The organism is Alphaproteobacteria bacterium, from assembly GCA_019635875.1.
Classification (GTDB): Bacteria; Pseudomonadota; Alphaproteobacteria; order Reyranellales; family Reyranellaceae; genus JAFAZJ01.
In genome coordinates, this window is record JAHBYP010000005.1 from 458,242 (window position 1) to 480,549 (window position 22,308).

Consider the following 22,308-nt stretch of genomic DNA (forward strand, 5'->3'; position numbering starts at 1 on the left):
CGGCGACCGGCGCGAGCGCGCGGCCGACCATGTCGCGCAGCTCCAGCACCGTCAGCGCCATGCCGGCGGCGCGCGAACGCGCCTGGATCATCTCGCCCGCGGTACGCGCCACTTCGCCCGGCGAGCGGCCGGCGGCGCGCTCGGCGGCAATGCGCTCGCGCAGCGGCTCGGCGAGTTCCTCGTTCAGCGAGGCCAGGCGCTGGGCGCGCTCGGCGCCGCTGCGCGTGGCGCTGGCCGCGGCGGTCGCCTCGTTGGCCCGCGCGCGACGGTCGAGTCGATCGGCCAAGCCGTTGGCCACCTGTGGCGCCGGCCTGGCCGCTTCCGGGTTCTTGCCGCTACGTCCGAACATCGCGCGACCCGTCGGTTACTTCTTCTTCGGCTTGGAGGCGAAGAGCGGGCCGAAGAGACCGGACTTGCCGGCGCCCTTCTGCGCCGCGCCCTTCGCCGGCTCGGGCGCGCGGAACTCCTTCACCAGGGGCTGCAGCGACTTGACGATCGGGCTGCGCGGCATCGCCTCGGGAACCGGCACGCCGGCATTGACGGAGCCGGCCAGCGCCTTCTCGTCATAGGCGACCTGGCCGTCGACCTTGCGCTTGATGCTCTTCTCGAGATCGGCGATTCGGATCGGGCTCTTGCGAGGATCGGCGGCGCCGCCGGCCACGACATAGACCGTCGCGCGTGGCGCGCTCTCGGTGATGAAGTTCAGCAGTCGCATGCCGTCGCGCACGCCGGTCAGCGTCAGGTCGCCGACAACGACGATGTCGGTGGCGCACTCGAACGCCTGCTGCTGCATGACCGGATCGCCGCGCGGCACGTCGAGCACGATGAAGTTGAATTTGCGCTGGAACTTCTCGACGAGCTGGCTGAGCACGCCCTTCTCGAGCGGCATCGGCGTGTTCGGCGGATCCTCGGCACCCAGCGCGCACAGGAACTCGCCCTTGCGCTGCACCGATTGCTCGATGAACAGGTTGTCGACGCGATCCGGACTCTGCAGCGCCTCGCGCAGGGCGTCCGACGGATCGAGGTCGAGCGACAGCATCACCGAGCCGTAGTGCAGGTCGAGATCGAGGATCAGCACGTCGCTCTTGTTGGTCGTCGCCACCATCGATGCCAGGCTGATGGCGACGGTCGAGGTGCCGACGCCGCCGCGCGCGCCGACCACGGCGACGACACGGGCCGGCACGCTGGGATCGACGGGTACCATCATGTTGCCCGAGCCGATCTGCTCGAGCTTGGCGCGTGCCTCGGTCATCTCGCGATCGCGCTTCTTGGCCGCCAGCGCGGTGTCCAGGGCCTTGCGCAGCATACCGGGACGCAGCGGGCGCACCAGGTAGTCGGCGACACCCGTGCCCAGCAGGTCGCGGAAAAGGCTGACGTCGTTGGCATCGCCGATCGCCAGGACGGCGCAGTCCGGCGGCATGGTCGAGACCAGCGCCGCGAGGTCGGCGACGGCGCTCTCCGTGTCGGCGATGTCGATCAGCAGTGCCGCGAGGCCAGGCGGCATGTCGGGCACCGACAGCGCCGTCTGGCAGCCGCCGACAACGCGGTGCATCGGCAGAGGGCTGGCAGAATCGCCGCTCACCTCGCTCTCGGCGACGGCGGCGGTCTCCTCGTCGATGATGAACGCCAGCACCGCGCCTGCCGGAAGCGACGGGATGTCCGGGACCGGCTGCGACGCGTCCAGGTTGTCGAAGGGTTCCGCTGGCTGGGCTGCCATGGCTCTCATCCCGAAGTTCGTCAGGGCGAAGTCGTGCTGGCGCCGGCAGCCGCGGCCGCGCCGCCGCCCAGGGCGCTGGTACCGACCACCGACAGGGCCTTGGTCTGGTTGCGGTAGAGACGGTCGACCGCGTCGGCGCCAAGCTTGCCGCTGGACTGGCCGGGATCGCGCCCGACTTCGAGGTCCCTGGGATTGGCAACCATGGTCTGGATATTCACCGACGTGGCACAACCGAGGTTGCTGTGTGGCAGATTTCGCCCGTCATATCCGGGCGATTTGCTCCAATCCGGACAGTTCAGGTCGCGCGCGACGTACCTTTCGAGCTGAAGCACTATCGTGTTCGGCACCGGGGCCACTCCCGATGGCACCGTACTGGACCGAATTGGGACGCCGTGGCGCTGCGCGATGCTGCGCACATGGGCCACTCGCTGCTGGTCGGCGTAGCTGCCCGAGCCGCCGGCGGCGATGGTTATCGGCTCGCCGGCCTCGCGGGCCTGGCGAGCCAGCGCGTCAATGCGCGCCGCGTCCTCGAACGAGGGCGCGGTCTGGGCCGGCGAGTAGCGCACCGCCAGGAGCGCCACGGCGCGGTCGGCGCGCGGCTCCTTGGGCTTGTTGTAGCTGGCGACCTCGGAACTCTCGCAGGCCGACAGCAGCGCAAGAGCCAGGACGGCCGGCGCGATCAGACGGATGAGCATGGCATGTCTCCCCTTGGCCCGCGCTAGTCGATCATGAAGCCGCCGCCGGCGACGACGCGACGCACCGGACCGCCCTGCCCGGCGGGTTGCTGGCGATAAGTGCGGCCATAGAGGTATCGATCGCCGTCGTTGGGTGGAACCAGGCCGTCCGTCGGCGACATCATCCGCCCGCTCGATGGCCTGACGAGATACGGCGTGACAAGGATCACCAGCTCCGTCTCGTTGCGCTGAAAGGCGTCGGAGCGGAACAGCGCCCCCAGGATCGGCAGGTCGCCCAGGCCGGGAAGCTTCGAGATGTCCTGGGTCGAGGTGTTGTTGATCAGGCCGCCGATCATGAAGCTCTGGCCGCTGCCGAGCTCGACCGTCGTCTCGGCCCGGCGCGTGGTCAGCGCCGGGATGGTGAAGCCGTTGAGCACCACCTGTCCCTGGGTGCTGAGCTGGCTGACCTCTGGGCGGACCTTGAGATTGATCCGGCTGTCGCCATAGATGGTCGGCGTGAACGCGAGGCTGACGCCGAACTGCTTGTAGCTGACACTGACCTGGTTGACGCCCGAGGTGGTGACGACCGGAAACTCGCCGCCGGCCAGGAAGCTCGCGGTCTCGCCGCTCAGCGCGACGAGGTTGGGCTCGGCCAGGATGGCAATGAAGTTTTCCGTCGCCAGCAGGTCGACCACGCCGTTGATGTCCCGGTTGGTGCCCTGGTTGCGGATGTTGAGCAGGCCACCGGACGGCGCCCCCTGGCGCAGCAGCTCGCCCGCGGCGCCGAACGCGATGTCGGTAGGCGTCGCCAGCCCGAGCGCGAAGGAGCCGATGCGTCCGGCCGCCTCCCAGTTGATCCCCACGCGCTTGAGCGCCTGGCGCTGGGCTTCGATAACGCGCACGCGCAGCAGCACCTGGCTGGGCGCGTCGACGCTGGCCTGAACCACGACGCGGTCGGGATTGCCGAGCTGCGCACCGGCGATACGGCGCGCCTCCTGGATCTCGCCGGCGTTGCGCGCAGTGCCGTTGATGAAGATCATGTCGCCCACTGTCTGGAACTGCAATTGCGTGCCGGGCGCGATGCGGCGCAGGGCCTCGTGCAGCCGCGAATGCTCGTGGGTTACGCGCACGATGGTGTTGATCAGAACATTGTCGGCCCCGTCGGTGGCGTAGAGCGAGGTCTCGCCCGGCTTCTTGCCGAAGACGTAGATCTGGGTCGGCGACTTCACCTGCACGTCGGCGATATCGGGGTTGGCGACGAACACCGTCGTCGCCGGCCCCTTCAATCGCACCATGGTGCCCTTGCTGACCTCGATCTGCATGGTCGGCGCCTCGGTCGGCACGACCGCGGCGCGGCCGAAATCGCGCTGGGCGCGGTCGGGCGGGGGCGGTGCCACTTGCGGCTGAACCGGGATCGTCGTCATGCCCGGCGGTGGCGGCACGGGCGCCGGCGGCGGTGCAGGCTGCACGGGTGTCGTGGGCGGCTGGCCCGGCAACGGGACAGGCTGCGGTGGCGGCAGGCTGGGCGCCTGCGCGAGCTGACCGCCGGAGGGAGCCGATGGCGGCGGCGGAGTCTGGCCGCCGGAAGGGGCCGAGGGTGGTGGCGCGACCTGGGCCTGGGTCGGGACTGGCGCCGGGTCAGGTCTTGGTGCGAGACCGTCGGCCGGCGGCGGCTCAGTCCTGGACGTGCCAAACATGCGGTCGAAGAAGCCGGGCTTCGCCTCGTCACGCGACGGCGGCGGCACGGTCGGTGCCGGGCTCGGCGAGGGCGGCACGGCGACGGGCGTCGCGACCTGAGGCTCGACGGAAGCCGGCGTCGCCGGCGCGGCCTGAGGCTCGACCGAAGCCGGCGTCACCGGCGCGGCCTGCTGGGCACGGTCGATCTGCAGCTGCGCATTGAAACGCCGATTGAGCTCTTCGGCCGAGATCTCGCCCTTGACCCGCGCGGGCTTTGCCTGCGGCTTCGACGTTACGCGTGCAGCGGTGACAGGTCGGTTGATCGTCACGCCGTCGCTCTGCGCACTCACCTCGGTCATCGGCCACAGCATGACGGCCGCCGCGAAAAGGCATGCGACAGGCCGCGAGTGAAATCGCAGCCTGCCGGAAATGATGTCCAGAGGGGTCTTGATTGTCATTGGCGTTGTACTCCGCCGCTTGCTCCTGCCGCCGCCGGGGGAGGGCCGGTCTGGGGGGCCGCGGTCGTAGCGGCCGTCCCACGCAGGATGGTGATGGTGGTTGCCGGAGCGCCGCCACCGCCGGTCGAGGCGGCCACCGGTGCGGCGGGACCGCCCAGCAGACGGCTGACGTTGCTGTCGCGGGTGAAGCTGGGCTCGTTGTCCTGGGTGCGCGCCGCTGCCCCGCCGTCGACGTCCGATGGCTCCTGCAGGCTGCGCAGCGCGAGCGAGAGCTTGCCCATCTCGGCGAGGAGCACGATGATCTCGGCCTGCTTGGGCGTTACCTCGAGGGTCGCGGTCTTGGCGATCTGGGGCGCTTCGCCGGGCCGTACATCCAGTCGCTGGTCCATGGCGATGACGCGAATGTCGCGCAGGATGGTCTCGCTCGCCTGGCGCTCCTTGAGGCTGTCCTTTTCGTAGGTGTGCGTAAGGATCAGATCGACGCGATCGCCGGCGAAGATGAAGCCGGACACGCCGGAAGTCGGGGTGACCTGCACCGAAACGGCACGCATGCCGGGCTGGAGGACAGCGGCCATGAAGCCGCGGGTCCCGGAGAGCACGACACGACCCTCGGTGATCGGCTCGCCGGCCGAGATCGGCGCGCGGGCGACGGCGCCGACGAAGTCGGACAGTGGGCGTCGGCCCTCGATGATGTAGGTCGGCGAGATTGTGCCATCGGGCCACGCCTGCCAGCGCATGTCGTCGGGCTTGACGATCTGGCCGGTGCGGATGTCGGTGCGGGCGACCAGAACCTGCAGGGCCGGCGCCGGCTGCGGCGCCTCGGTCAGCGAGGGCTTGGCCAGGCGCTGCGCCGGACCGCTGGGCGCGGCCACCGTCTGCGGCTGCTGGGCGGCGAAACCCAGCCAGTGACGGCCGAAGAAGACCATCACACCCGCAACCAGCAGGGCGATGGCGAAGACGCCTACACGTGCGACGTTCATGGGATCAGGCCCTCGCCTCGGTCAGCAATCGCAGGCAGACCACCACCGCACCGGTGGCGATCGCCAAGCCGTATGGCAGCCGGCGGCGCAGTGCCGCCGTTACCGAACCGGAGAAGCCGGTATCGGCCAGCTCGGATTTCTGGCGGAACGCCGGCAGGAGAAATGCCGCGCTGAGCAACGCGCCGTAGAGCGTGGTGACCAGCACGAACTCGACGATATGGCTGGGGCCGGCCCACATCGCGCAGACAGCCATCAGCTTGACGTCGCCACCGCCCAGCACTTTCTGGGAGAACAGGAAGGCGCCGCCCGCAAACACCGCGGCGCCGCAGGCCAGCGCCCAGACAAGCGACATCGCCGCGCCGCCGCCCAGCAGGATGACGCCGGCGTGCACGGCGAACAGGCCGGCGATCGCCACTGGAATCTGGTTGGGAATGACGAAGCGCGCCCAGTCGCTGAGCGCGGCGCCGATCGCCAAGGCGGCAAAGCCGCTGATCAGAATGAGATCGACGAGCTGGAGGGCTTCCGACATGCGCCTGTTCTTTGACGGATGATGGGTCGCGGCGGCTTGTGCCGGCGGGAGCAGCCCAGGTAACGCCGTGCGCGACCCGGGCAGGTCGTCACTAGTTCAGGCTGTTGGCGGTGTTGCTCATCATTTCGCTGAGCTTGGTGCCGACGGTCGAGAAGGCGGTGATGGCAGCGACAGAGATCAGCGCGGCGATCAGGCCGTACTCGATGGCAGTGGCACCCGACTCGTCTTTCAGGATCGTGCCGATGACAGACAACATGACGGTAACCTCTTGAATATATTATGAATAAGCTTGATGGACCGGGAGGCCTATCAGCCGGACCAGCAATACATGCGGCGCCTCATGGCCGGCCGCAGAAGTCGCCCCGATCCCGCTGCGGCTTCTGCGCAGAAATCTACGCAAAGTCACTTCAATGGTCAAGATAAAATACTTCAAGATGGACCAATAGACCATTGAATTAAAAAGAGATTTCTCATCCGTAATGGACTGATACCACGGATTGCGTCAATTCCTGGCCTCCGCTCGCTAGATCTGGTGGCCCAATTCGTCCATCTTCGATCATCGTGCCGGCCACAACGAGAGCGGGCCGCAGGATGACCTGCGGCCCGACTTCTTTCGCGCTGAAGGCGAGCTTAGTTCAGGCTGTTGGCCGTGTTGCTCATCATTTCGCTGAGCTTGGTGCCCACCGTGCTGAACGCGGTGATGGCAGCGACAGAGATCAGCGCGGCGATCAGACCGTACTCGATGGCCGTGGCGCCGGACTCGTCCTTCATGACATTGCGGAAGATGGACAGCATGATCGTATCTCCTAAATACATTCGGTTCGCCCGGTTCGGGCCGTTATGGCTTGCGGGTCTCCCCCAAATTCAGTGCGAACCATGCTCATACCGGAGGAGTTTTATGGGATCGCGGCGGGGCCACGTTGCCGGACTGCACCTCCAATCAGTTCCAGCGAGTGGAAGTTATATCTCAACCAATTCATCAAATCAACGCAAAGCTATCGCGAAAGATAAAAAAGACATGACAAGTGATTATAATACCACAGCTACCGATTCTTTGACGATCCACGTCAACCAAGCGCGCAACGAGCCACGGCTGTCGTCTGCCGCGGCCTGTCGCTTTGACGCAGGTAAAGGACCGGTCGAGATCTAGTTCAGGCTGTTGGCCGTGTTGCTCATTCTCAAGCTGAGGTTCGTGCCTACCGTGCTGAAGGCTACGATGGCCGCAGTCGAGAGGAGCGCGACGATCAGGCCGTACTCGATCGCGGTGGCACCCCGCTCGTCCTCGAGAAGCCTGCGCAAGGTCGACAGCATCAAGATATCTCCCGATTGCCCATTGCTCGCCGTTTCGGCCGTACAGCACGGGCTTGCCGGTGCGGAATTTACGCCCGCTTTCGAGTTTAAGCAACGAGATTGGTTCTTTAGATTAGACATTTCTGTTAACTTATTGAACTAATGTAATGTATTCAGATTCCATGAATCAGCGATCACGCCAGCGACGCCTTGCCTCGACCAGACGACCGACCACAGTGACCGCACAGAGTCCTGCAAGAATCAATGATAAGTACTTGAAAATGCTTGGATAAATCATCATGGCGACAAGGAATGCGATGGTTTCCGTGCCCTCGATCAGGCCGGCGGCGTGATAGAAGGATTTGCGGCCTCCTGGCGATGCCTGCTGGCCCCGCTTGGCCGCGATCACTGCATATCCCAGGAAAGAAGATGCGGTGCCGACGAAGGCCGCCAGCAGCAGCGCCGACCACAGCGCGTTCTCCGGCCGGGCCAGGGCGAAGCCCAGAACGACGGCGGCATAGAAAACCATGTCGGCAAGGATGTCGGCATAGCCGCCGAAATCGGTCGGCCCGCGGATGCGCGCCACCGCTCCGTCGAGGCCGTCGATAGCGCGATTGGCGAGACAGCAGGCCAGCGCCCAGCCATAGGCCTCGGCCGCCAGCAACGGCACGCACGCCAGCCCGACCACCAGACCGAGCAGGGTCAGCCCGTCGGCAGACGCACCGGCGGCCACCAGCCGGCGCCCCGCACGGTCGAGCGCCGGATCGACGATCCGCCGCATCAGCGGATCGAGCATGGTTCAGCGCCGGCCGGGATCGCTCGAGTCGCCCACGGCGCGCAACTCGACGACGGCGGGCGAAGGCGTCTGGGCGGGCGCCGCCTCGCGCGCCGCTGTCCGGCGATGGCTGACGAAGCTGAACGGCAGCAGCAGGAGGTAGACCAGCCCGATCAGCGGCAGGGTGGTCCACGGCGTGGTCACCATCAGACCGATCCCCAGCGCCACCAGCACCAGGGTCGGCACCACCCAGGGACCGGGGATGCGGCCGCGCTTGAGCGACCATGACGGCAGGCGGCTGATCATCAGCGCGCCGATACCGACCAGGAACACCGCGCCGGTGACGGGATGGCGCAGCCACGCCCATTCGACGTCGGGCGACAGGCTGAGCATCAGCGGCATGAGCACCAGCAGAGCGCCGGCCGGCGCCGGCACGCCCGTGAAATAGGCCCCGGCCCAGACCGGCGGCTTCTCCTCGGCGTAGATCCCGACATTGAAGCGGGCCAGGCGCAGCGCGCTGCAGATCGGGAACATCAGTGTGACGACCCAGCCGAAGGTGCCGGCCGTGCTCATGGTGGAGAGGTACATCAGGAAGGCCGGCGCCACGCCGAAGGCAATCACGTCGGACAGCGAATCGAGCTCGGCGCCGAACCGGCTGGTGGCATTGAGCCGGCGCGCCACCCGCCCGTCCAGCGCGTCGAGGAAGGCGGCGGCGATGATCGCCAGCACGGCGGAGCGGAAATCGCCGTTCAGCGCGAAGCGGATCGCCGTCAGGCCGGCGCACAGCGCCGCCAGCGTGATGATGTTGGGCAGCAGCCGGTTGATCGACAGGCCGCGCAGGCGCAGGCGCCGTTCGCGCTGCTCGGGATCGGGCATGGTCCGCCTCCCTGGCCTCTCTAGAGTTCGGCCGCGCCGCGCGGCCCGGCATCGGCGGCGCGCTCGTCGGCCATCACGGTTTCGCCGCCGATCATACGTTGCCCCGGCGCCACCAGTGGAACAACGCCCGTTGGCAGGTACAGATCCGTGCGGCTGCCGAAGCGGATCAGGCCATAGCGCTCGCCGGCGCGCACCGCCTGGCCCGGCCGCAGATGGCAGACGATGCGCCGCGCGACCAGGCCGGCGATCTGCACCACCACGGCCCTGCGGCCGTCGGGCAGGGTCAGGCTGACCGACTGGCGCTCGTTCTCGTCGCCGGCCTTGTCGTCGGACGCCGCAAGGAAGCGGCCGGGGTGATAGGCCACGACATCGACGGTGGCGTCCGCCGGGATGCGATTGATGTGCACGTCGAAGACGCTGAGGAAGGTGCTGATGCGCATCATCGGCACCTCGCCCAGACCAAGTTCGCGTGGCGGCACCGCTTCCTCGACCTTCAGGACCAGCCCGTCGGCCGGCGCAACGAACAGTCCCGCCCGCGCCGGCGTGAGCCGCGGCGGATCGCGGAAGAAATAGACGCACCATCCGGTGGCGATGAACAGCGGCCAGAACAGCGGCGTCCACGCCAGCGCCAGGGTGACACCGGCGAAGATGGCGATGAAGCGCCATCCTTCGGGATGGATGGGAATCAGGAAATTGGCCAGCATGGGCTCATCTCGGCTTGGGGATGACGAACACCTGGCCGGGATAGATCAGGTTGGGGTCGCGGATCTGGCTGCGGTTGGCCTCGTAGATCGCGGTGTAGCGCTCGCCGCCGCCCAGCGCGCCGCGGGCGATGTTCCACAGATTGTCGCCGCGCACGACGGTCACCGAATCGCCGGGCTTCACCTTCACTCGCTCGAACGGCACCTCGAGCCGGTGCGCCACGCCGGGACCGCCGGCGGTCAGGCGATCGACGCGCAGGCGCTGCGGGCCGTGCGGCGTGGACTGCCCGGGTGCCAGGCTCCATTTGCCGTCGGCGCCGGCGGTGGCGTCGCCCATCGGCTGATTGTTGAGGTAGACGCGCACCGTCTCGCCGGGATTGGCCTGGCCGCCGATCGTCATGCGGCCGATCTCGTCGTAGTCGACGGTGCCCAGCACGAGATCGCCGGCGCGCGCCAGCGGCGGGCCCTGCAGCACCTGGCTGGCGCCGCCCGGCGCGGTCGGTGTCGCGCGACCAGCGGCGCGGCCGGCGGCGGCGCAGGTGCCGGCGGTGGCCCGGGCACGGTCGGCGCCGGTGACGCCGGCGCCACCGGCGCGGGCGCGACGGGCGGCGCAGCGGCGAGAGGCGGCGGCGCGGCGGGCGGCGGGACGATCACGGCGACGGTTCGATCCGATGGCACCGGCACGCCGCCGGGCGGCGTCTGCACCAGGCGGAACTCGTGGCCTCCCGGTGGCAGTGGCGCGTCGAGGATCACCACCCACTCGCCGCGCGTGTCGGCGTTGACCGTCGCCACCGTGCGGCCGCCGAGCTGCACCTCGACCCGCGAACCGGCGGGTGCCCGGCCCGAGATCACGGCGCGGCCGTCGCGCACAAGGACATTGTCGAAGGTCGGCGGTGCCGCCGCCGGGTCGGACTTGTCGGGCCCGGCAGGAGGTGGCGCTGGTGCCGCCGTTGTGGCCGGCGGCGGACCGTCCGGCTTGACGGGCGCCGGTGTGGCGGCCGGGGCCGTCGGGGTTGGAGCCGGCGTGGCTGCGGGCGGCGCCGCCGCCGTGGCCGCAGGCGGTGGACCACCGGGCTTGACGGGCTCAGGGGTCGCAGCCGGCGCCGTTGTCGCGGGTGACGCTGGATCGGGCACGGCGGCTGCGGGCGGCGCCGTCGCCGTGGCGGCCGGCGGCGGGTCGCCCGGTTTGGCAGGCTCCGGCGTGGCTGGCGCTGGATCGGGGGCGGCCGCGGGCGGCGCGGTCGCCGAGGTCGGTGGGCTGTCGGGCTTGGCGGGCTCCGGCTTGGCGGGCTCCGGCGTGGCGGCCGGCGCCGGGGTCGCCGCCGGGGGCGCCGGATCGGGCGTGGCTGCGGGCGGTGCCGTTGCCGTACCCGCGGGCGGCGGATCGGCTGGCTTGACGGGTGCCGAAGGGGTCGCCGGCGGAGTCGGTACCGTCGGCGTGGCGGGCGCCGCGGCCTGCTTGGGCTCGGTGGGCGGCGTGGCGGATCCGCCCAGCAGCGCCGCCACCTGGGGATGGTCGCGCAGCAGCCAGCCGGCGCCGCCGAGCAGCAGCAGGATCGCGACAAGCGCCAGGACGAGGCGGCCGCCGCCGCGGCGCGGCGCGGCCGGCGGCTCGATGCTCGGCGTAGCTGGCAGCAGCATCGCCGCGCGGGCGCTCCGCGGCGGCTTCGGCGCCTCGTCCGCGGCCGGCGGCGCGGCGGCGGGTACGGGGATCACCGTCACCGGCGCGTCGTCCGCGGCCGGCCTGGCGGTGACCGGCGCCAGGGTCACCCCATCGCCATTGCCCGGAGTGACCTCCCGAGGCGGGCCAGCCGGCGACAGGCGGGCGGCCAGAGCAGCCACGGCGGCACGGATCGCCTCCTCGTCCGTCGGCAGGGGGCCGGTGTCGGACGGTGGGTTGGGCGGCTTGACGGGTTCGGTCATCTGACCTCTGAACGGATGGGCCTGGCCGGACTGGACGATTTCCGGCGTTCATGCCACGACAATCATGGCAAACATGCGCCCGGCGGAAAACCGCCGGCATCCCTCCCCTCTCCCGCTTCCCGACCCGTGATGTCAATTATTCGTTCGGTCTGTGTCTTCTGCGGCTCGCGTCCCGGCGACGAGCCGGTCTATGTCGAGGAGGCGCGGCGTTTCGGCGCGCTGCTCGCCCAGGCAGGCGTCACGCTGGTCTATGGCGGCGGCGGGCTGGGCCTGATGGGCGCGGTGGCCGACGGCACGCTCGAGGGCGGCGGCTATGTCGTGGGCGTGATCCCCGACTTCCTGATCCGGGCCGAGGCCGGCCACGGCCGGCTGAGCGAGCCGGTGATCGTCACCACCATGCACGAGCGCAAGCGCGAGATGTTCGAGCGCTCCGACGCCTTCGTCGTACTGCCCGGCGGCATCGGCACGCTGGAGGAGCTGTTCGAGATCATGTCGTGGCGCACGCTGGCGCTGCACGAGAAGCCCATGGTGATGCTGAACACCGCCGGCTACTGGACGCCCCTGCTCGACCTGATCGAGCGCGTCATCGGCCGGCGCTTCGCCAGCGCCAATGTGCGCGACTCCATCCGCTTCGTCGATTCGGCCTCCGACGTGTTGCCGACCTTGCAGAGCATGCCGCGCGGCTCGCTGATGAAGCCCCTGGATCGAACCTGAGGCGCCTTTCTCGGGCGACCCAGCGCCGCCTTGCCGCGCCCTGCGGCGTGAGATTGCCTTTGCCTCACGGCGATGCAACAAGACTGGCCGCGATCAGCAACGGATCAACTCGGCCGAACGAAAGCGGCGCACGGAGGTGCAAGCATGTCAGATCTCGAGATCGTCTGGACGAAGGTCGACGAAGCGCCCGGTCTTGCGACGTTTTCCCTGCTGCCGATCGTCGAGGCCTTCGTCGGCACCGCCGGCGTGAAGGTGAGGCTGAAGGACATTTCTCTGACCGGCCGCATTATCGCGAACTTCCCCGACAAGCTGAAGCCCGAGCAGAAGATCAACGACGAGCTCGCCGAGCTCGGCAAGCTTACGCTGCGCCCCGAGGCCAACATCATCAAGCTGCCCAACATCTCGGCGTCGATCCCGCAGCTCAAGGCCGCGATCAAGGAGCTGCAGGGCAAGGGCTACGACGTGCCGAACTATCCGGACAGCGACGCGACGCCGGCGGACAAGGAAATCCGCGCCCGTTACGGCAAGGTGCTGGGCAGCGCGGTCAATCCGGTGCTGCGCGAGGGCAACTCGGACCGCCGCGCCGCCGGCGCCGTGAAGCAGTACGCGCGCAAGAATCCGCACAAGATGGGTGCCTGGAGCAAGGACTCCAAGACGCGCGTGGCGCACATGTCGGGCAACGACTTCTATGGCTCTGAAGTCGCGACCACGATTGCGGCGCCGACCAGCGCCCGCATCGAGCTGGTCGCCCAGGACGGCACGACGACGGTGCTGAAGCCCAAGATCCCGCTCAAGGCCGCCGAGATCATCGACTGCTCGGTGATGAACGCCAAGGCGCTGGACGCCTTCTACGCCGCCACCATCGAAGCGGCCAGGAAGGACGGCATCCTGTTCTCGCTGCATCTCAAGACGACCATGATGAGGATCTCCGATCCCATCCTGTTCGGCCATTGCGTGTCCGTCTTCTTCGCCGACGTGTTCGCCAAGCACGGCGCCACGCTGAAGAAGATCGGTGTCGATCCCGACATCGGCGTCGGCGAGATGATGGCCAAGATCGAGACCCTGCCCGAGGCCGAGAAGGCGGCGATCAAGGCCGACATCCAGGCCCAGTACGCCAAGCGGCCCGGGCTGGCGATGGTGAACTCCGACAAGGGCATCACCAACCTGCACGTGCCGAGCGACGTGATCGTCGATGCCTCGATGCCGGCGATGATCCGCGAGTCGGGCAAGATGTGGGGCGCCGACGGCAAGCTGCACGACTGCATCGCCGCGATCCCCGACCGCTGCTACTCGACCCTGTTCCAGGCCGTCATCGACGACTGCAAGGCCAACGGCGCCTTCGATCCGAAGACGATGGGCAGCGTGCCCAACGTCGGCCTGATGGCGCAGCAGGCCGAGGAGTACGGCTCGCACGACAAGACGTTCCGGATCCCCCAGGGCGGCACGGTCAACGTCGTCGCCGAGGACGGCCAGGTCCTGATGACCCAGAAGGTCGAGGCCGGCGATGTCTTCCGCATGTGCCAGGTCAAGGACGAGCCGATCCGCGACTGGGTCAAGCTGGCGGTGCGCCGCGCGCGGCTGACCAGCACGCCGGCGGTGTTCTGGCTCGACGCCAGGCGCGCGCACGACGCGCAGCTGATCGCCAAGGTCGAGACCTATCTCAAGAACGAGGACACCAAGGGCCTCGACATCCGCATCCTTGCGCCAGTCGAGGCGATCAAGTTCTCGCTCGAGCGCATCCGCAAGGGCCAGGACACGATTTCCGTCACCGGCAACGTGCTGCGCGACTACCTGACCGACCTCTTCCCGATCATGGAGCTCGGCACCTCGGCCAAGATGCTGTCGATCGTTCCGCTGCTGGCGGGCGGCGGTTTGTTCGAGACCGGGGCCGGCGGTTCGGCGCCCAAGCACGTCGAGCAGTTCCAGCAGGAGGGGTATCTGCGCTGGGACTCGCTGGGCGAATTCCTCGCGCTCGGCGCGTCGCTGGAGCATCTGGCGCAGACGACCGGCAACGAGGACGTGAAGGTCCTGGCCGAGACGCTCGACGAGGCCAACGGCCAGATCCTCGAGCACAACCGCTCGCCGGCACGCAAGGTCGGCGAGCTGGACAATCGCGGCAGCCATTTCTACCTCGCCCTGTACTGGGCGCAGGCGCTGGCCAAGCGCGACAACAGCACGGCGCTGTCGGCCCGCTTCAAGCCGCTGGCGAAGACGCTGGAGGCCAACCAGGCCAAGATCGATGCCGAGCTGATCGCCGCGCAGGGCAAGCCGGTGAATACCGGCGGCTACTATCTGCCCGATCGGTCCAGGACATCGGCAGCGATGCGGCCGAGCAAGACGCTGAACGACGCGCTCGCCGCTCTCTGACGCGGCGTCGGTATGGCATTCTGTCCTTCTCCCCGCGAAGGCGGGGAGAAGGTGCCGAGCGCCAGTGAGGCGGATGAGGGGCTTCCTCGCGCGACGACGAACGCCGTCGTTGTTGAGACTCCGCGAAGCCCCTCATCCGCCCTTAGGGCACCCTCTCCCCGCCCTCGCGGGGAGAAGGAGTACATTGGCGATGCATGGCGATAGCACCGCAGGCAGCAGGGGCAGCGCGCCAGACAACAGGAAGCACGATGCCGAAGATCAAGGTGAACAACCCGGTCGTCGAGATGGACGGCGACGAGATGACCCGCATCATGTGGGCCTTCATCAAGGACAAGCTGATCCTTCCCTATCTCGACATCGACCTGAAGTACTACGACCTCGGCATCGAGAATCGCGACAGGACCAGCGACCAGGTGACGGTCGACTCGGCCGAGGCCACCAGGAAGCACGGCGTCGCGGTGAAGTGCGCCACCATCACGCCGGACGAAGGCCGCGTGCAGGAATTCAATCTCAAGGAGATGTGGAAGTCACCCAATGGCACGATCCGCAATATCATCGGCGGCACCATCTTCCGCGAGCCGATCGTCTGCAGGAACGTGCCGCGTCTGGTGCCGGGCTGGACCAAGCCGATCGTCATCGGCCGTCACGCCTTCGGCGACCAGTACCGCGCCACCGACTTCGTCGTGCCCGGCAGGGGCAAGCTCACCATCAGGTTCGAGGGCGAGGACGGCAAGGTCCTCGAGCACAACGTCTTCGACTTCCCCGGCGGTGGCGTCGCCATGGCGATGTACAACGTCGACGAGTCGATCATGGGCTTCGCGCGCAGCACGTTCAATTACGGCCTGATGCGCGGCTGGCCGGTCTACCTGTCGACCAAGAACACCATCCTGAAGCAATACGACGGCCGCTTCATGGATCTGTTCCAGAAGGTCTTCGACGAGGAGTTCGCCGAGAAGTTCAAGGCCAGGGGCATCACCTACCAGCATCGCCTGATCGACGACATGGTCGCCTCGGCGCTGAAGTGGGATGGCGCCTTCGTCTGGGCCTGCAAGAACTATGACGGCGACGTGCAGTCCGACACCGTGGCGCAGGGCTTCGGCTCGCTCGGCCTGATGACCTCGGTGCTGCTGACGCCGGACGGCAGGACGGTCGAGGCCGAGGCGGCGCACGGCACCGTCACGCGCCACTATCGCGAGCACCAGAAGGGCAAGGCGACCTCGACCAATCCGATCGCCTCGATCTTCGCCTGGACGCAGGGCCTGAAGTACCGCGGCACCTTCGACGCCACGCCCGACGTGGTGAAGTTCGCCGAGACGCTGGAGAAGGTCTGCGTCGAGGCCGTTGAGGGCGGCAAGATGACCAAGGACCTCGCGCTGCTGATCGGTCCCAATCAGCCGTGGCAGACGACGCAGGAGTTCCTCGACACGCTCGACGGCATGCTCAAGGAGCGCATGGCGAAGTGGTAATTCCCGGCAACGTCAGTTGAATGAGCGAAGGGTCGTGAGTAATCCCGGCCCTTTCGTGCTTTCAGATTAACCAGAAGTCCTCACACTCCCTGGTGTGCAGATGAACACCCTCTTTACCAACGCGATTCTCGCAATACGGATTGGTGTCGAAGACTACCAGTCCAACGATCCTGGGCGTGCCTTGTCTGCCGTCAGGAACTTCTACGCGGGCATCCTCCTTTTGGCAAAGGAGGTCCTTGTGCGTCAGGCACCGAATGCCCAGGCGACAGACGTATTGAGCGCGGCCTATAAGCCTCAACCAGATGGTGTGGGGGGAATCTCCTTCGTTCCTCAGTCTTCTAAGACTGTGGACTTCGCTACACTCGCAGATCGGTTCAAGGACTTCGGACTACGAATCGATCGTACTCTGCTGAACGATCTGAATCGAATTCGGAATGAAATTGAGCATCTGTACACCGCGACGCCGGTTGCTGTGGTGCGAGAGGCAATCGCGCGGGCGTTTCCTGTTGTCAGTGATCTCTTTCGGTATTTGCAGGAGTCTCCGGCGGCCGCACTTGGCGAAGCCTGGACGAAGATGCTGGAAGTCCGCGAGGTTCACGAGCGCGAGCTTGCTGCTTGCGTTGGCACGTTCCAATATGTCGAGTGGACGTACTCTTGCTTGCAGGATGCACCGCGCGAATGCCCCGAGTGCGGCTCCAATCTCGTGGCTCAGACAGACCCGGAGAATAGGGATCGCCAAAGTGTCGAAGCGGTATGCAGAAGCTGTGGCGAAGAGATTTCTGCAGAAGCACTGGTGGAGCATACTCTCGATAAATACTTCGAGGCCGATGCCTATATGGCAGCTAAAGATGGCGACACGCTGCCAGTCCAAACTTGCTCGGAGTGCTCGGTCGACGCCTACGTAACGACAGCAGAGGAAACTGGCTGTGTTTGGTGTGGCTCCGTTCTAGGGAAGTGTGCTCGATGCCATGTTGACTTGGATCCGAGTAACGTATCCTTCAATACTTCTAGCCTCTGCGCCTACTGCGACCATGTGGCTTCGAAGGACTAGCTTGTAGGCCAATCGGCAGGAGACGAGCATGCAATCCGGCACGATGGTCTTCACCGCGATGAACCGCGTGATCTTTGGAAAGCCTGCAGCCGAGTCGATCGTGGCCGAGGCGGATCGCCTACAGGCAAAGCGTGTCTTCATCCTAAGCGGGCATACGCTGAATGCCGCGACAGACGAGATCGAGAAGGTGAAGAAGGCACTCAGTGCGCGTTTCGCCGGTGTGCACGATCATATGCCAGCGCATTCGCCGCGCGAGTCGGTCATCGCCTGTGCCAATGCCGCGCGCGACGCCGGTGCGGATCTGCTGGTGACCATTGGCGGCGGCTCGGTTACCGATGGCGGCAAGGCGGTCACGATCTGCCTGGAGCACGGCATCAGCGACGTCGATGGCATGGAGCCGTTCCGCAGCGTCGTCGACGAGACCACCGGCACGCGCCGCACGCCCGACTTCACGGCGCCGAAGGTGCGGCAGATCGCGGTGCCGACCACGCTGTCGGCCGGCGAGTTCAACGCCCGCGCCGGCATCACCAACACGAAACTGAAGCTCAAGCAGAGCTTCATCAATCGTGGCATCGTGCCGGAGACGGTGATCCTCGATCCGGCGATCACCGTGCACACGCCCGAATGGCTGTGGCTGTCGAGCGGGGTGCGCGCGGTCGACCATGCGATCGAGACGTTCCTGTCGCTCGATGCCAACGACTACACCGACGGCACGGCGCTGCAGGCATTGCGCACGCTGGGAGCCGGGCTGCCGGCGGTGAAGGCCGATGCCAACGATCTCGACGCGCGTCTGCGCTGCATGATCGGCGCGTGGCTGTCGATGGTGGGCATTGTCTCGGGCACGCGGCTGGGTGCCAGCCATGCCATCGGCCACATCCTCGGCGGCTCGGCCAACGTGCCGCACGGCCATACCTCGTGCGTGATGCTGCCGTACGTGCTCGACTACAACGCGCCGGTGAACGGCGCGCGGCAGCGCGAGGTCGCCGCCGCGCTGGGACAGCCGAACACACCGCCGGCGCGCATTCTCGACAGCTTCATCCGCAATCTCGGCATGCCGCGCACCTTGCGCGACGTGAACATCGACGAGTCGGACCTGCCGCGCCTGGCGAAGAACTGCATGCTCGACGACTGGACCCATTCGAACCCGCGACCGATCTCTAGTCCGGAGCAAGTCATGGAGATCCTGAAGGCTGCGTATTAGAGCGCATTCGGGCGGATGGAGCACCCTTACTTCCCCCGGAGGGGGAAGGTGGCGCGAAGCGCCGGAAGGGGGATGTCGAAGACGGACTCCTCAGTTCGTCTTCGACATCCCCCGTCCGCCCTTCGGGCACCTTCCCCCTCCGGGCAGGGCTATCGCATATGGCTTTGCTGTAGTTCCTTCTCCCCGCGACGGCGGGGAGAAGGGAAGAACATCATAGGCGATCACCCGCGATTCCGACACGCATAAGCGGAGGCAGAATCCCCTGTCTCGCAGCGATCGGAGGGCTGCGGACGACAACCGTAGAGGTTGAAATAGGAGTCTGTCGCCTGCGGGCTTACACCGGCTGCCATCGTTTCACGCCGGAGTCCGCCCGCATGTCCCATATCCGCCTGCTCTCTCCCGACTTCTGGACCTGGGAGGCCGTCATCGACTGCACGCCGATGAGCCGCCTGCTGTTCCTCGGCCTGCAGAACTTCGCCGACGATTTCGGCGTGCTGCCGCTGCGGCCGCGCACCTTGCGCCTGCAGATCTTCCCCGGCGACGCGCTCGACGACGAGGCCGTGCGCGTCCTGATCGAGGAGCTGGCGGCGCGCGGCCTGGTGCGCCGCTACACGGTCGAGGACGTGGAATACCTGTCGATCGTCGACTGGGCGGTCCACCAGCGCGTCGCCAAGCGCGCGCGGCGGCGCTACCCCGCGCCGGCGCCCGACCATGGCGAACCCCATAGCAATCCATCGCAAGTCCCCGAGCCGGTCGCCGCCGAACCACCGCCGCCTGCGCCCGAAGCCGCCGCCTGCGATGCCGCGGCCGCGACGCCCGACCATAGCAATCCATCGCAAAGCCCCGAGCTGGCCGCCGAGGATCCGCCGCCCGCGCGCGAAGCCGCCGCCTGCGCTGCGACGGTCACGACGGCAGACCATAGCAATCCATCGCAGAGCCCCGAGCCGGTCGCGGCCGCGAACGACGACGCGGCCGACGCCGCCTGGCACCACGCCGTCGCCTCGGCGGTGCGGCGCAGCTGGGGCGCCGACCTGCCCGCCGACCTGCCGCTGCATGCCGCACGCTGGCGCGCCGAGGGTCGCGACCTCGCGCGCGACGTGCTGCCGGCGGTCCGCAGGGTCGTGCGCGCCGCCGTCGAGCTCAACCGCCCGCTGCGCCTCGCCCTGGCCGACGCCGCCATGGCAAACCATGTCAAGCGGGCCCCGGCGTAGTCGCCGGTCACCAGTTTCATACCTTCCCCCTGAGGGCGGGGATTCGCATATGGCTGCACTTCATACCTTCCCCCGCTGGCGGGGGAAGGTAGGAGACGAAGCGTCATATGCGAATGCCCTGCCCCTCCGGGGGAAGGTAGTCAGTTGAAAGCACGACGGCTCACGACTTCCGCCCGTAGCTCGCGAGACCGCCGGTCTGCTGCTTGGGCGGGTGTGCCTTGATCGCTTCCTCGTTCGGTTCGGTGCCCCAGCCCGGCCGGTTGGGCATGATCAGGTGGCCGTCCTTGAACTCCGGCACGTGCGTGAACAGCTCGTGGTCCCATTCGAGGCGGTCGACGTCGGTCTCCATGATGCGCAGATTGGGCACGCAGGCCGCGAAGTGCGCGTTCATCATCGTGCAGAGGTGGCCGTAGAAATTATGCGGCGCGACGTTGACCTCGTGCGCCTCGGCGAGGTTGGCGATCTTCATCGACTGCCAGACGCCGTTCCACGGCGTGTCGATGATCGCCACGTCCATCGCCTGCTCGCGGAAATACGGCAGGAACTCGCGGATGCCCAGCAGGGTCTCGCAGGAGGAGATCGGATGCGGGCTCTGGCGGCGGATCAGGCCGAGCGCCTCGGGGCTGTAGGAATCGATCTCGACCCAGAACATGTCGAGGTCACCGATCGCGCGCAGGATCTTCAGGTAGCCCTCGGTGCTGCAGTTGAAGTTGAGATCGAGCAGCAGGTCGACATCGGGGCCGGCGCCCTCGCGGATCGCCTCGAGATGCATGCGCAGATTGCGCAGCACGTGGCGATCGACGTTGCGCTCCGGGTAGTTGGGCGTGCCGAAGCCGGGGCGCCAGCCCCTGGGGTTCTTCTTCAGCTGATCGTAGATGAAGATGTTGGTCTTCATCGCCGTGTAGCCCTTCTCGCGCACCTCGCGACCGATCCCCACCACGCCGTCGAGATCGGTGATCGCCGGCTTGAAGTAGCCGGGATGGTTGATGCGCCAGGTCGCGCAGTGCGACCAGTAGACCCGGATGCGGTCGCGGATCTTGCCGCCCAGCAGCTCGTAGCACGGCACGCCCAGCGCCTTGGCCTTGGCGTCGAGCAGCGCGTTCTCGATCGCGCCCAGGGCCAGCGCGACGACGCCACCGGCGGCCGGGCGCGTCACCGCGTAGAGCTCGGCGTAGAGCCGCTCGTGCTCGCCGACGGGCTGGCCGATCAGGCGGTCGGAGAGCTTGGCGATCGCGGTGCCGACGCCCGGTGCGCCGAAGCCTTCGTCGTACTCGCTCCAGCCGACGATGCCGTCCTCGGTCGTCACCTTGACGAAGTAGTAGTTGCGCCAGCCGGCGTCGGCCGCGCGCGTCTCGATCGAGCGGATCTTCGAGTTCACCTTCATCGTCTTCCTCCCCTGCGCCGTCGGCCGCCCCGCTTCATCGCGTGTCCGTCGCGTTCCGGTCAATCCCGCCGCGTGCGCGGCACCCCTGCGTCCGCCCTGTTCCGAAGAACGCTTCGCGACGCTAAGCTCGGGCGACGGCGGGGGGCGAGGCCATGCACGGCATCTGGGGAGCGTCGATCGCGGCCACGATGGTGTTGGCGGCGGCCGTCGGCTTCGTGCTGTGGCGCTTCGCGCCACGCGCACATCTCGGGCCGCTTGGGCTGGCGCTCGTGCTGCAGCTGCCGATGTCGGCGCTGGCCTTCCATCTGGTGCGCCAGCCGATCATCGACCTGCTGCAGCCTTCGGTCGGCGCCAGCGCGATCTATCGCTGGGCGCAGTTCCTCTACGCGCCGCTGACCGAGGAGCCGGCCAAGCTGTGGCCGATCCTGCTGCCATTCTTCGCGCGCCGCGTCGATCGCATCACGCTGGCCTGGTATGGGCTCGCGCTCGGCATCGGCTTCGCCATCGGCGAGGTATGGTTCCTCGCCGACATGATCGCGCGGTCCGGCCGGTTCGCCGAGCTGCCGTGGTGGCAGTTCGGCGGCTTCATCTCCGAGCGCGTCCTGGTCGGGCCCTTCCACGCGGCGATGGTGGCAACGGCACTGCGCGGCTGGCGCTGCTGGCGCGGCGGCCTGGCGCTCGGCCTGGCCGCGGCCATGCTGATGCACCTGCTCGGCAACCTGCCGATCGGCGTCTTCCCGCTGATCTTCCCGCCGGCGCTGGCGCCGGCGATGATCTCGCTGCTCACCATGGCGCTGTGCGGCGGCGGCGGCCTGCTGCTGTACTACTACGCCATCAGGATACCCGCGCCGGCGAATGCCGGCCGGTGATCGATGGCGCCTATGGTGCCGTCATACGGCGCGCCACGCGCACCTGCCACAGCGCGATCGCCGGCGCCACGATGAGCTCGAGCACGAGTGCGCCGAGCATCGACCAGGACGGCGGTCCAGCCACCACCAGGCTGAGCAGGCGCGCGAGGCCGCCGCAGGCCACCAGCGCCGCGAGCAGTCGCACGCGGGCGCCGCAGCGCTCGATGGCCGCGATCGCGCTCCACCATGCCACGCCGATCGCCAGCAGGAGGCCGCTGAGATAGCGCATGTGGCTGTCCTGCGAGGGCAGGCCGGCCAGGCCGTCGACCATCGCCTGTCCCTGCAGCACCCCGGCGAGGCCGGCGGCCACGGGGACCAGCGCCAACAGCGCAATGGCGCCTTGCAACGCACGGCGTTCCATCCGGGGTGTCATCGTCCGCTCCCGCATGCTAGCGTCGCTGGCAAT

The 22,308-nt window shown here is 67.6% G+C and carries 22 protein-coding genes; 7 read left to right on the forward strand and 15 right to left on the reverse strand.

All coding sequences use genetic code 11. The features are described 5' to 3' along the window. Positions 1 to 364 precede the first annotated feature (364 nt). The 13 genes from KF889_20180 to KF889_20240 all read right to left on the reverse strand — a co-directional run bounded on the left by KF889_20180 (position 365) and on the right by KF889_20240 (position 11,600). Complete coding sequence (locus KF889_20180) at positions 365 to 1,717, reverse strand: AAA family ATPase (protein MBX3501767.1); 1,353 nt, start codon at positions 1,715 to 1,717, stop codon at positions 365 to 367. 20 nt (positions 1,718 to 1,737) lie between these two features. Continuing rightward, on the reverse strand, positions 1,738 to 2,412 hold the full coding sequence (locus KF889_20185) for a hypothetical protein (protein ID MBX3501768.1): 675 nt from the start codon (positions 2,410 to 2,412) through the stop codon (positions 1,738 to 1,740). Positions 2,413 to 2,435: 23 nt separating this feature from the next. Then, positions 2,436 to 4,439, reverse strand: coding sequence for a pilus assembly protein N-terminal domain-containing protein (locus tag KF889_20190; GenBank protein MBX3501769.1), 2,004 nt, complete (start codon positions 4,437 to 4,439; stop codon positions 2,436 to 2,438). Positions 4,440 to 4,522: 83 nt separating this feature from the next. Further along, the gene (gene cpaB / locus KF889_20195) at positions 4,523 to 5,506 is read right to left on the reverse strand and encodes a Flp pilus assembly protein CpaB (GenBank protein ID MBX3501770.1); all 984 of its coding nucleotides are present in this window, start codon (positions 5,504 to 5,506) and stop codon (positions 4,523 to 4,525) included. Positions 5,507 to 5,510: 4 nt separating this feature from the next. Next, positions 5,511 to 6,035: a prepilin peptidase gene (locus KF889_20200; GenBank protein ID MBX3501771.1), complete on the reverse strand. Its 525-nt coding sequence runs from the start codon at positions 6,033 to 6,035 to the stop codon at positions 5,511 to 5,513. 91 nt (positions 6,036 to 6,126) lie between these two features. After that, a complete protein-coding gene (locus KF889_20205) occupies positions 6,127 to 6,291 on the reverse strand; it encodes a Flp family type IVb pilin (GenBank protein MBX3501772.1) in 165 nt (54 codons plus the stop codon). A 374-nt stretch (positions 6,292 to 6,665) separates the two neighbouring features. Continuing rightward, the gene (locus tag KF889_20210) at positions 6,666 to 6,830 is read right to left on the reverse strand and encodes a Flp family type IVb pilin (GenBank protein MBX3501773.1); all 165 of its coding nucleotides are present in this window, start codon (positions 6,828 to 6,830) and stop codon (positions 6,666 to 6,668) included. 351 nt (positions 6,831 to 7,181) lie between these two features. Then, on the reverse strand, positions 7,182 to 7,346 hold the full coding sequence (locus KF889_20215; protein MBX3501774.1) for a Flp family type IVb pilin: 165 nt from the start codon (positions 7,344 to 7,346) through the stop codon (positions 7,182 to 7,184). Between the two features lie 166 nt (positions 7,347 to 7,512). Continuing rightward, positions 7,513 to 8,121, reverse strand: a complete 609-nt coding sequence (locus tag KF889_20220; protein MBX3501775.1) for a CDP-alcohol phosphatidyltransferase family protein — start codon at positions 8,119 to 8,121, stop codon at positions 7,513 to 7,515. Positions 8,122 to 8,124: 3 nt separating this feature from the next. Beyond that, the gene (gene pssA / locus KF889_20225) at positions 8,125 to 8,976 is read right to left on the reverse strand and encodes a CDP-diacylglycerol--serine O-phosphatidyltransferase (GenBank protein ID MBX3501776.1); all 852 of its coding nucleotides are present in this window, start codon (positions 8,974 to 8,976) and stop codon (positions 8,125 to 8,127) included. Between the two features lie 20 nt (positions 8,977 to 8,996). Next, positions 8,997 to 9,680 carry a phosphatidylserine decarboxylase gene (locus KF889_20230; GenBank protein MBX3501777.1) on the reverse strand — a complete coding sequence of 228 codons (684 nt, stop codon included), beginning with the start codon at positions 9,678 to 9,680 and terminating at the stop codon, positions 8,997 to 8,999. A gap of 4 nt (positions 9,681 to 9,684) precedes the next feature. After that, positions 9,685 to 10,152, reverse strand: coding sequence for a LysM peptidoglycan-binding domain-containing protein (locus KF889_20235; GenBank protein MBX3501778.1), 468 nt, complete (start codon positions 10,150 to 10,152; stop codon positions 9,685 to 9,687). After that, positions 10,074 to 11,600 (reverse strand): hypothetical protein, encoded by a 1,527-nt coding sequence (locus KF889_20240; protein ID MBX3501779.1) that lies wholly within the window; start codon positions 11,598 to 11,600, stop codon positions 10,074 to 10,076. The genes KF889_20235 and KF889_20240 overlap by 79 nt, the downstream gene beginning before the upstream one ends. 129 nt (positions 11,601 to 11,729) lie before the next feature. Here KF889_20240 and KF889_20245 point away from each other — a divergent pair, with 129 nt between their 5' ends. The 6 genes from KF889_20245 (at position 11,730) to KF889_20270 (ending at position 19,610) form a co-directional block, all read left to right on the forward strand. Continuing rightward, positions 11,730 to 12,314 carry a TIGR00730 family Rossman fold protein gene (locus tag KF889_20245; GenBank protein MBX3501780.1) on the forward strand — a complete coding sequence of 195 codons (585 nt, stop codon included), beginning with the start codon at positions 11,730 to 11,732 and terminating at the stop codon, positions 12,312 to 12,314. 144 nt (positions 12,315 to 12,458) lie between these two features. Beyond that, positions 12,459 to 14,681 carry an NADP-dependent isocitrate dehydrogenase gene (locus KF889_20250; GenBank protein ID MBX3501781.1) on the forward strand — a complete coding sequence of 741 codons (2,223 nt, stop codon included), beginning with the start codon at positions 12,459 to 12,461 and terminating at the stop codon, positions 14,679 to 14,681. A gap of 248 nt (positions 14,682 to 14,929) precedes the next feature. Next, the gene (locus KF889_20255; protein MBX3501782.1) at positions 14,930 to 16,147 is read left to right on the forward strand and encodes an NADP-dependent isocitrate dehydrogenase; all 1,218 of its coding nucleotides are present in this window, start codon (positions 14,930 to 14,932) and stop codon (positions 16,145 to 16,147) included. A 100-nt stretch (positions 16,148 to 16,247) separates the two neighbouring features. Further along, the gene (locus KF889_20260; GenBank protein MBX3501783.1) at positions 16,248 to 17,198 is read left to right on the forward strand and encodes a hypothetical protein; all 951 of its coding nucleotides are present in this window, start codon (positions 16,248 to 16,250) and stop codon (positions 17,196 to 17,198) included. 28 nt (positions 17,199 to 17,226) lie between these two features. Next, entirely contained in the window at positions 17,227 to 18,399 is a 1,173-nt protein-coding gene (locus KF889_20265; protein ID MBX3501784.1) for an iron-containing alcohol dehydrogenase, read from the forward strand. Positions 18,400 to 18,773: 374 nt separating this feature from the next. Further along, entirely contained in the window at positions 18,774 to 19,610 is an 837-nt protein-coding gene (locus KF889_20270) for a hypothetical protein (GenBank protein ID MBX3501785.1), read from the forward strand. A gap of 160 nt (positions 19,611 to 19,770) precedes the next feature. On the opposite strand, the gene KF889_20275 is transcribed toward KF889_20270, so the two are convergent. Next, the gene (locus tag KF889_20275; GenBank protein MBX3501786.1) at positions 19,771 to 20,994 is read right to left on the reverse strand and encodes a mandelate racemase/muconate lactonizing enzyme family protein; all 1,224 of its coding nucleotides are present in this window, start codon (positions 20,992 to 20,994) and stop codon (positions 19,771 to 19,773) included. A gap of 152 nt (positions 20,995 to 21,146) precedes the next feature. Here KF889_20275 and KF889_20280 point away from each other — a divergent pair, with 152 nt between their 5' ends. Further along, complete coding sequence (locus tag KF889_20280; GenBank protein ID MBX3501787.1) at positions 21,147 to 21,863, forward strand: hypothetical protein; 717 nt, start codon at positions 21,147 to 21,149, stop codon at positions 21,861 to 21,863. A 10-nt stretch (positions 21,864 to 21,873) separates the two neighbouring features. On the opposite strand, the gene KF889_20285 is transcribed toward KF889_20280, so the two are convergent. Further along, positions 21,874 to 22,275 carry a DUF4345 domain-containing protein gene (locus KF889_20285; protein ID MBX3501788.1) on the reverse strand — a complete coding sequence of 134 codons (402 nt, stop codon included), beginning with the start codon at positions 22,273 to 22,275 and terminating at the stop codon, positions 21,874 to 21,876. Positions 22,276 to 22,308: the final 33 nt, after the last annotated feature.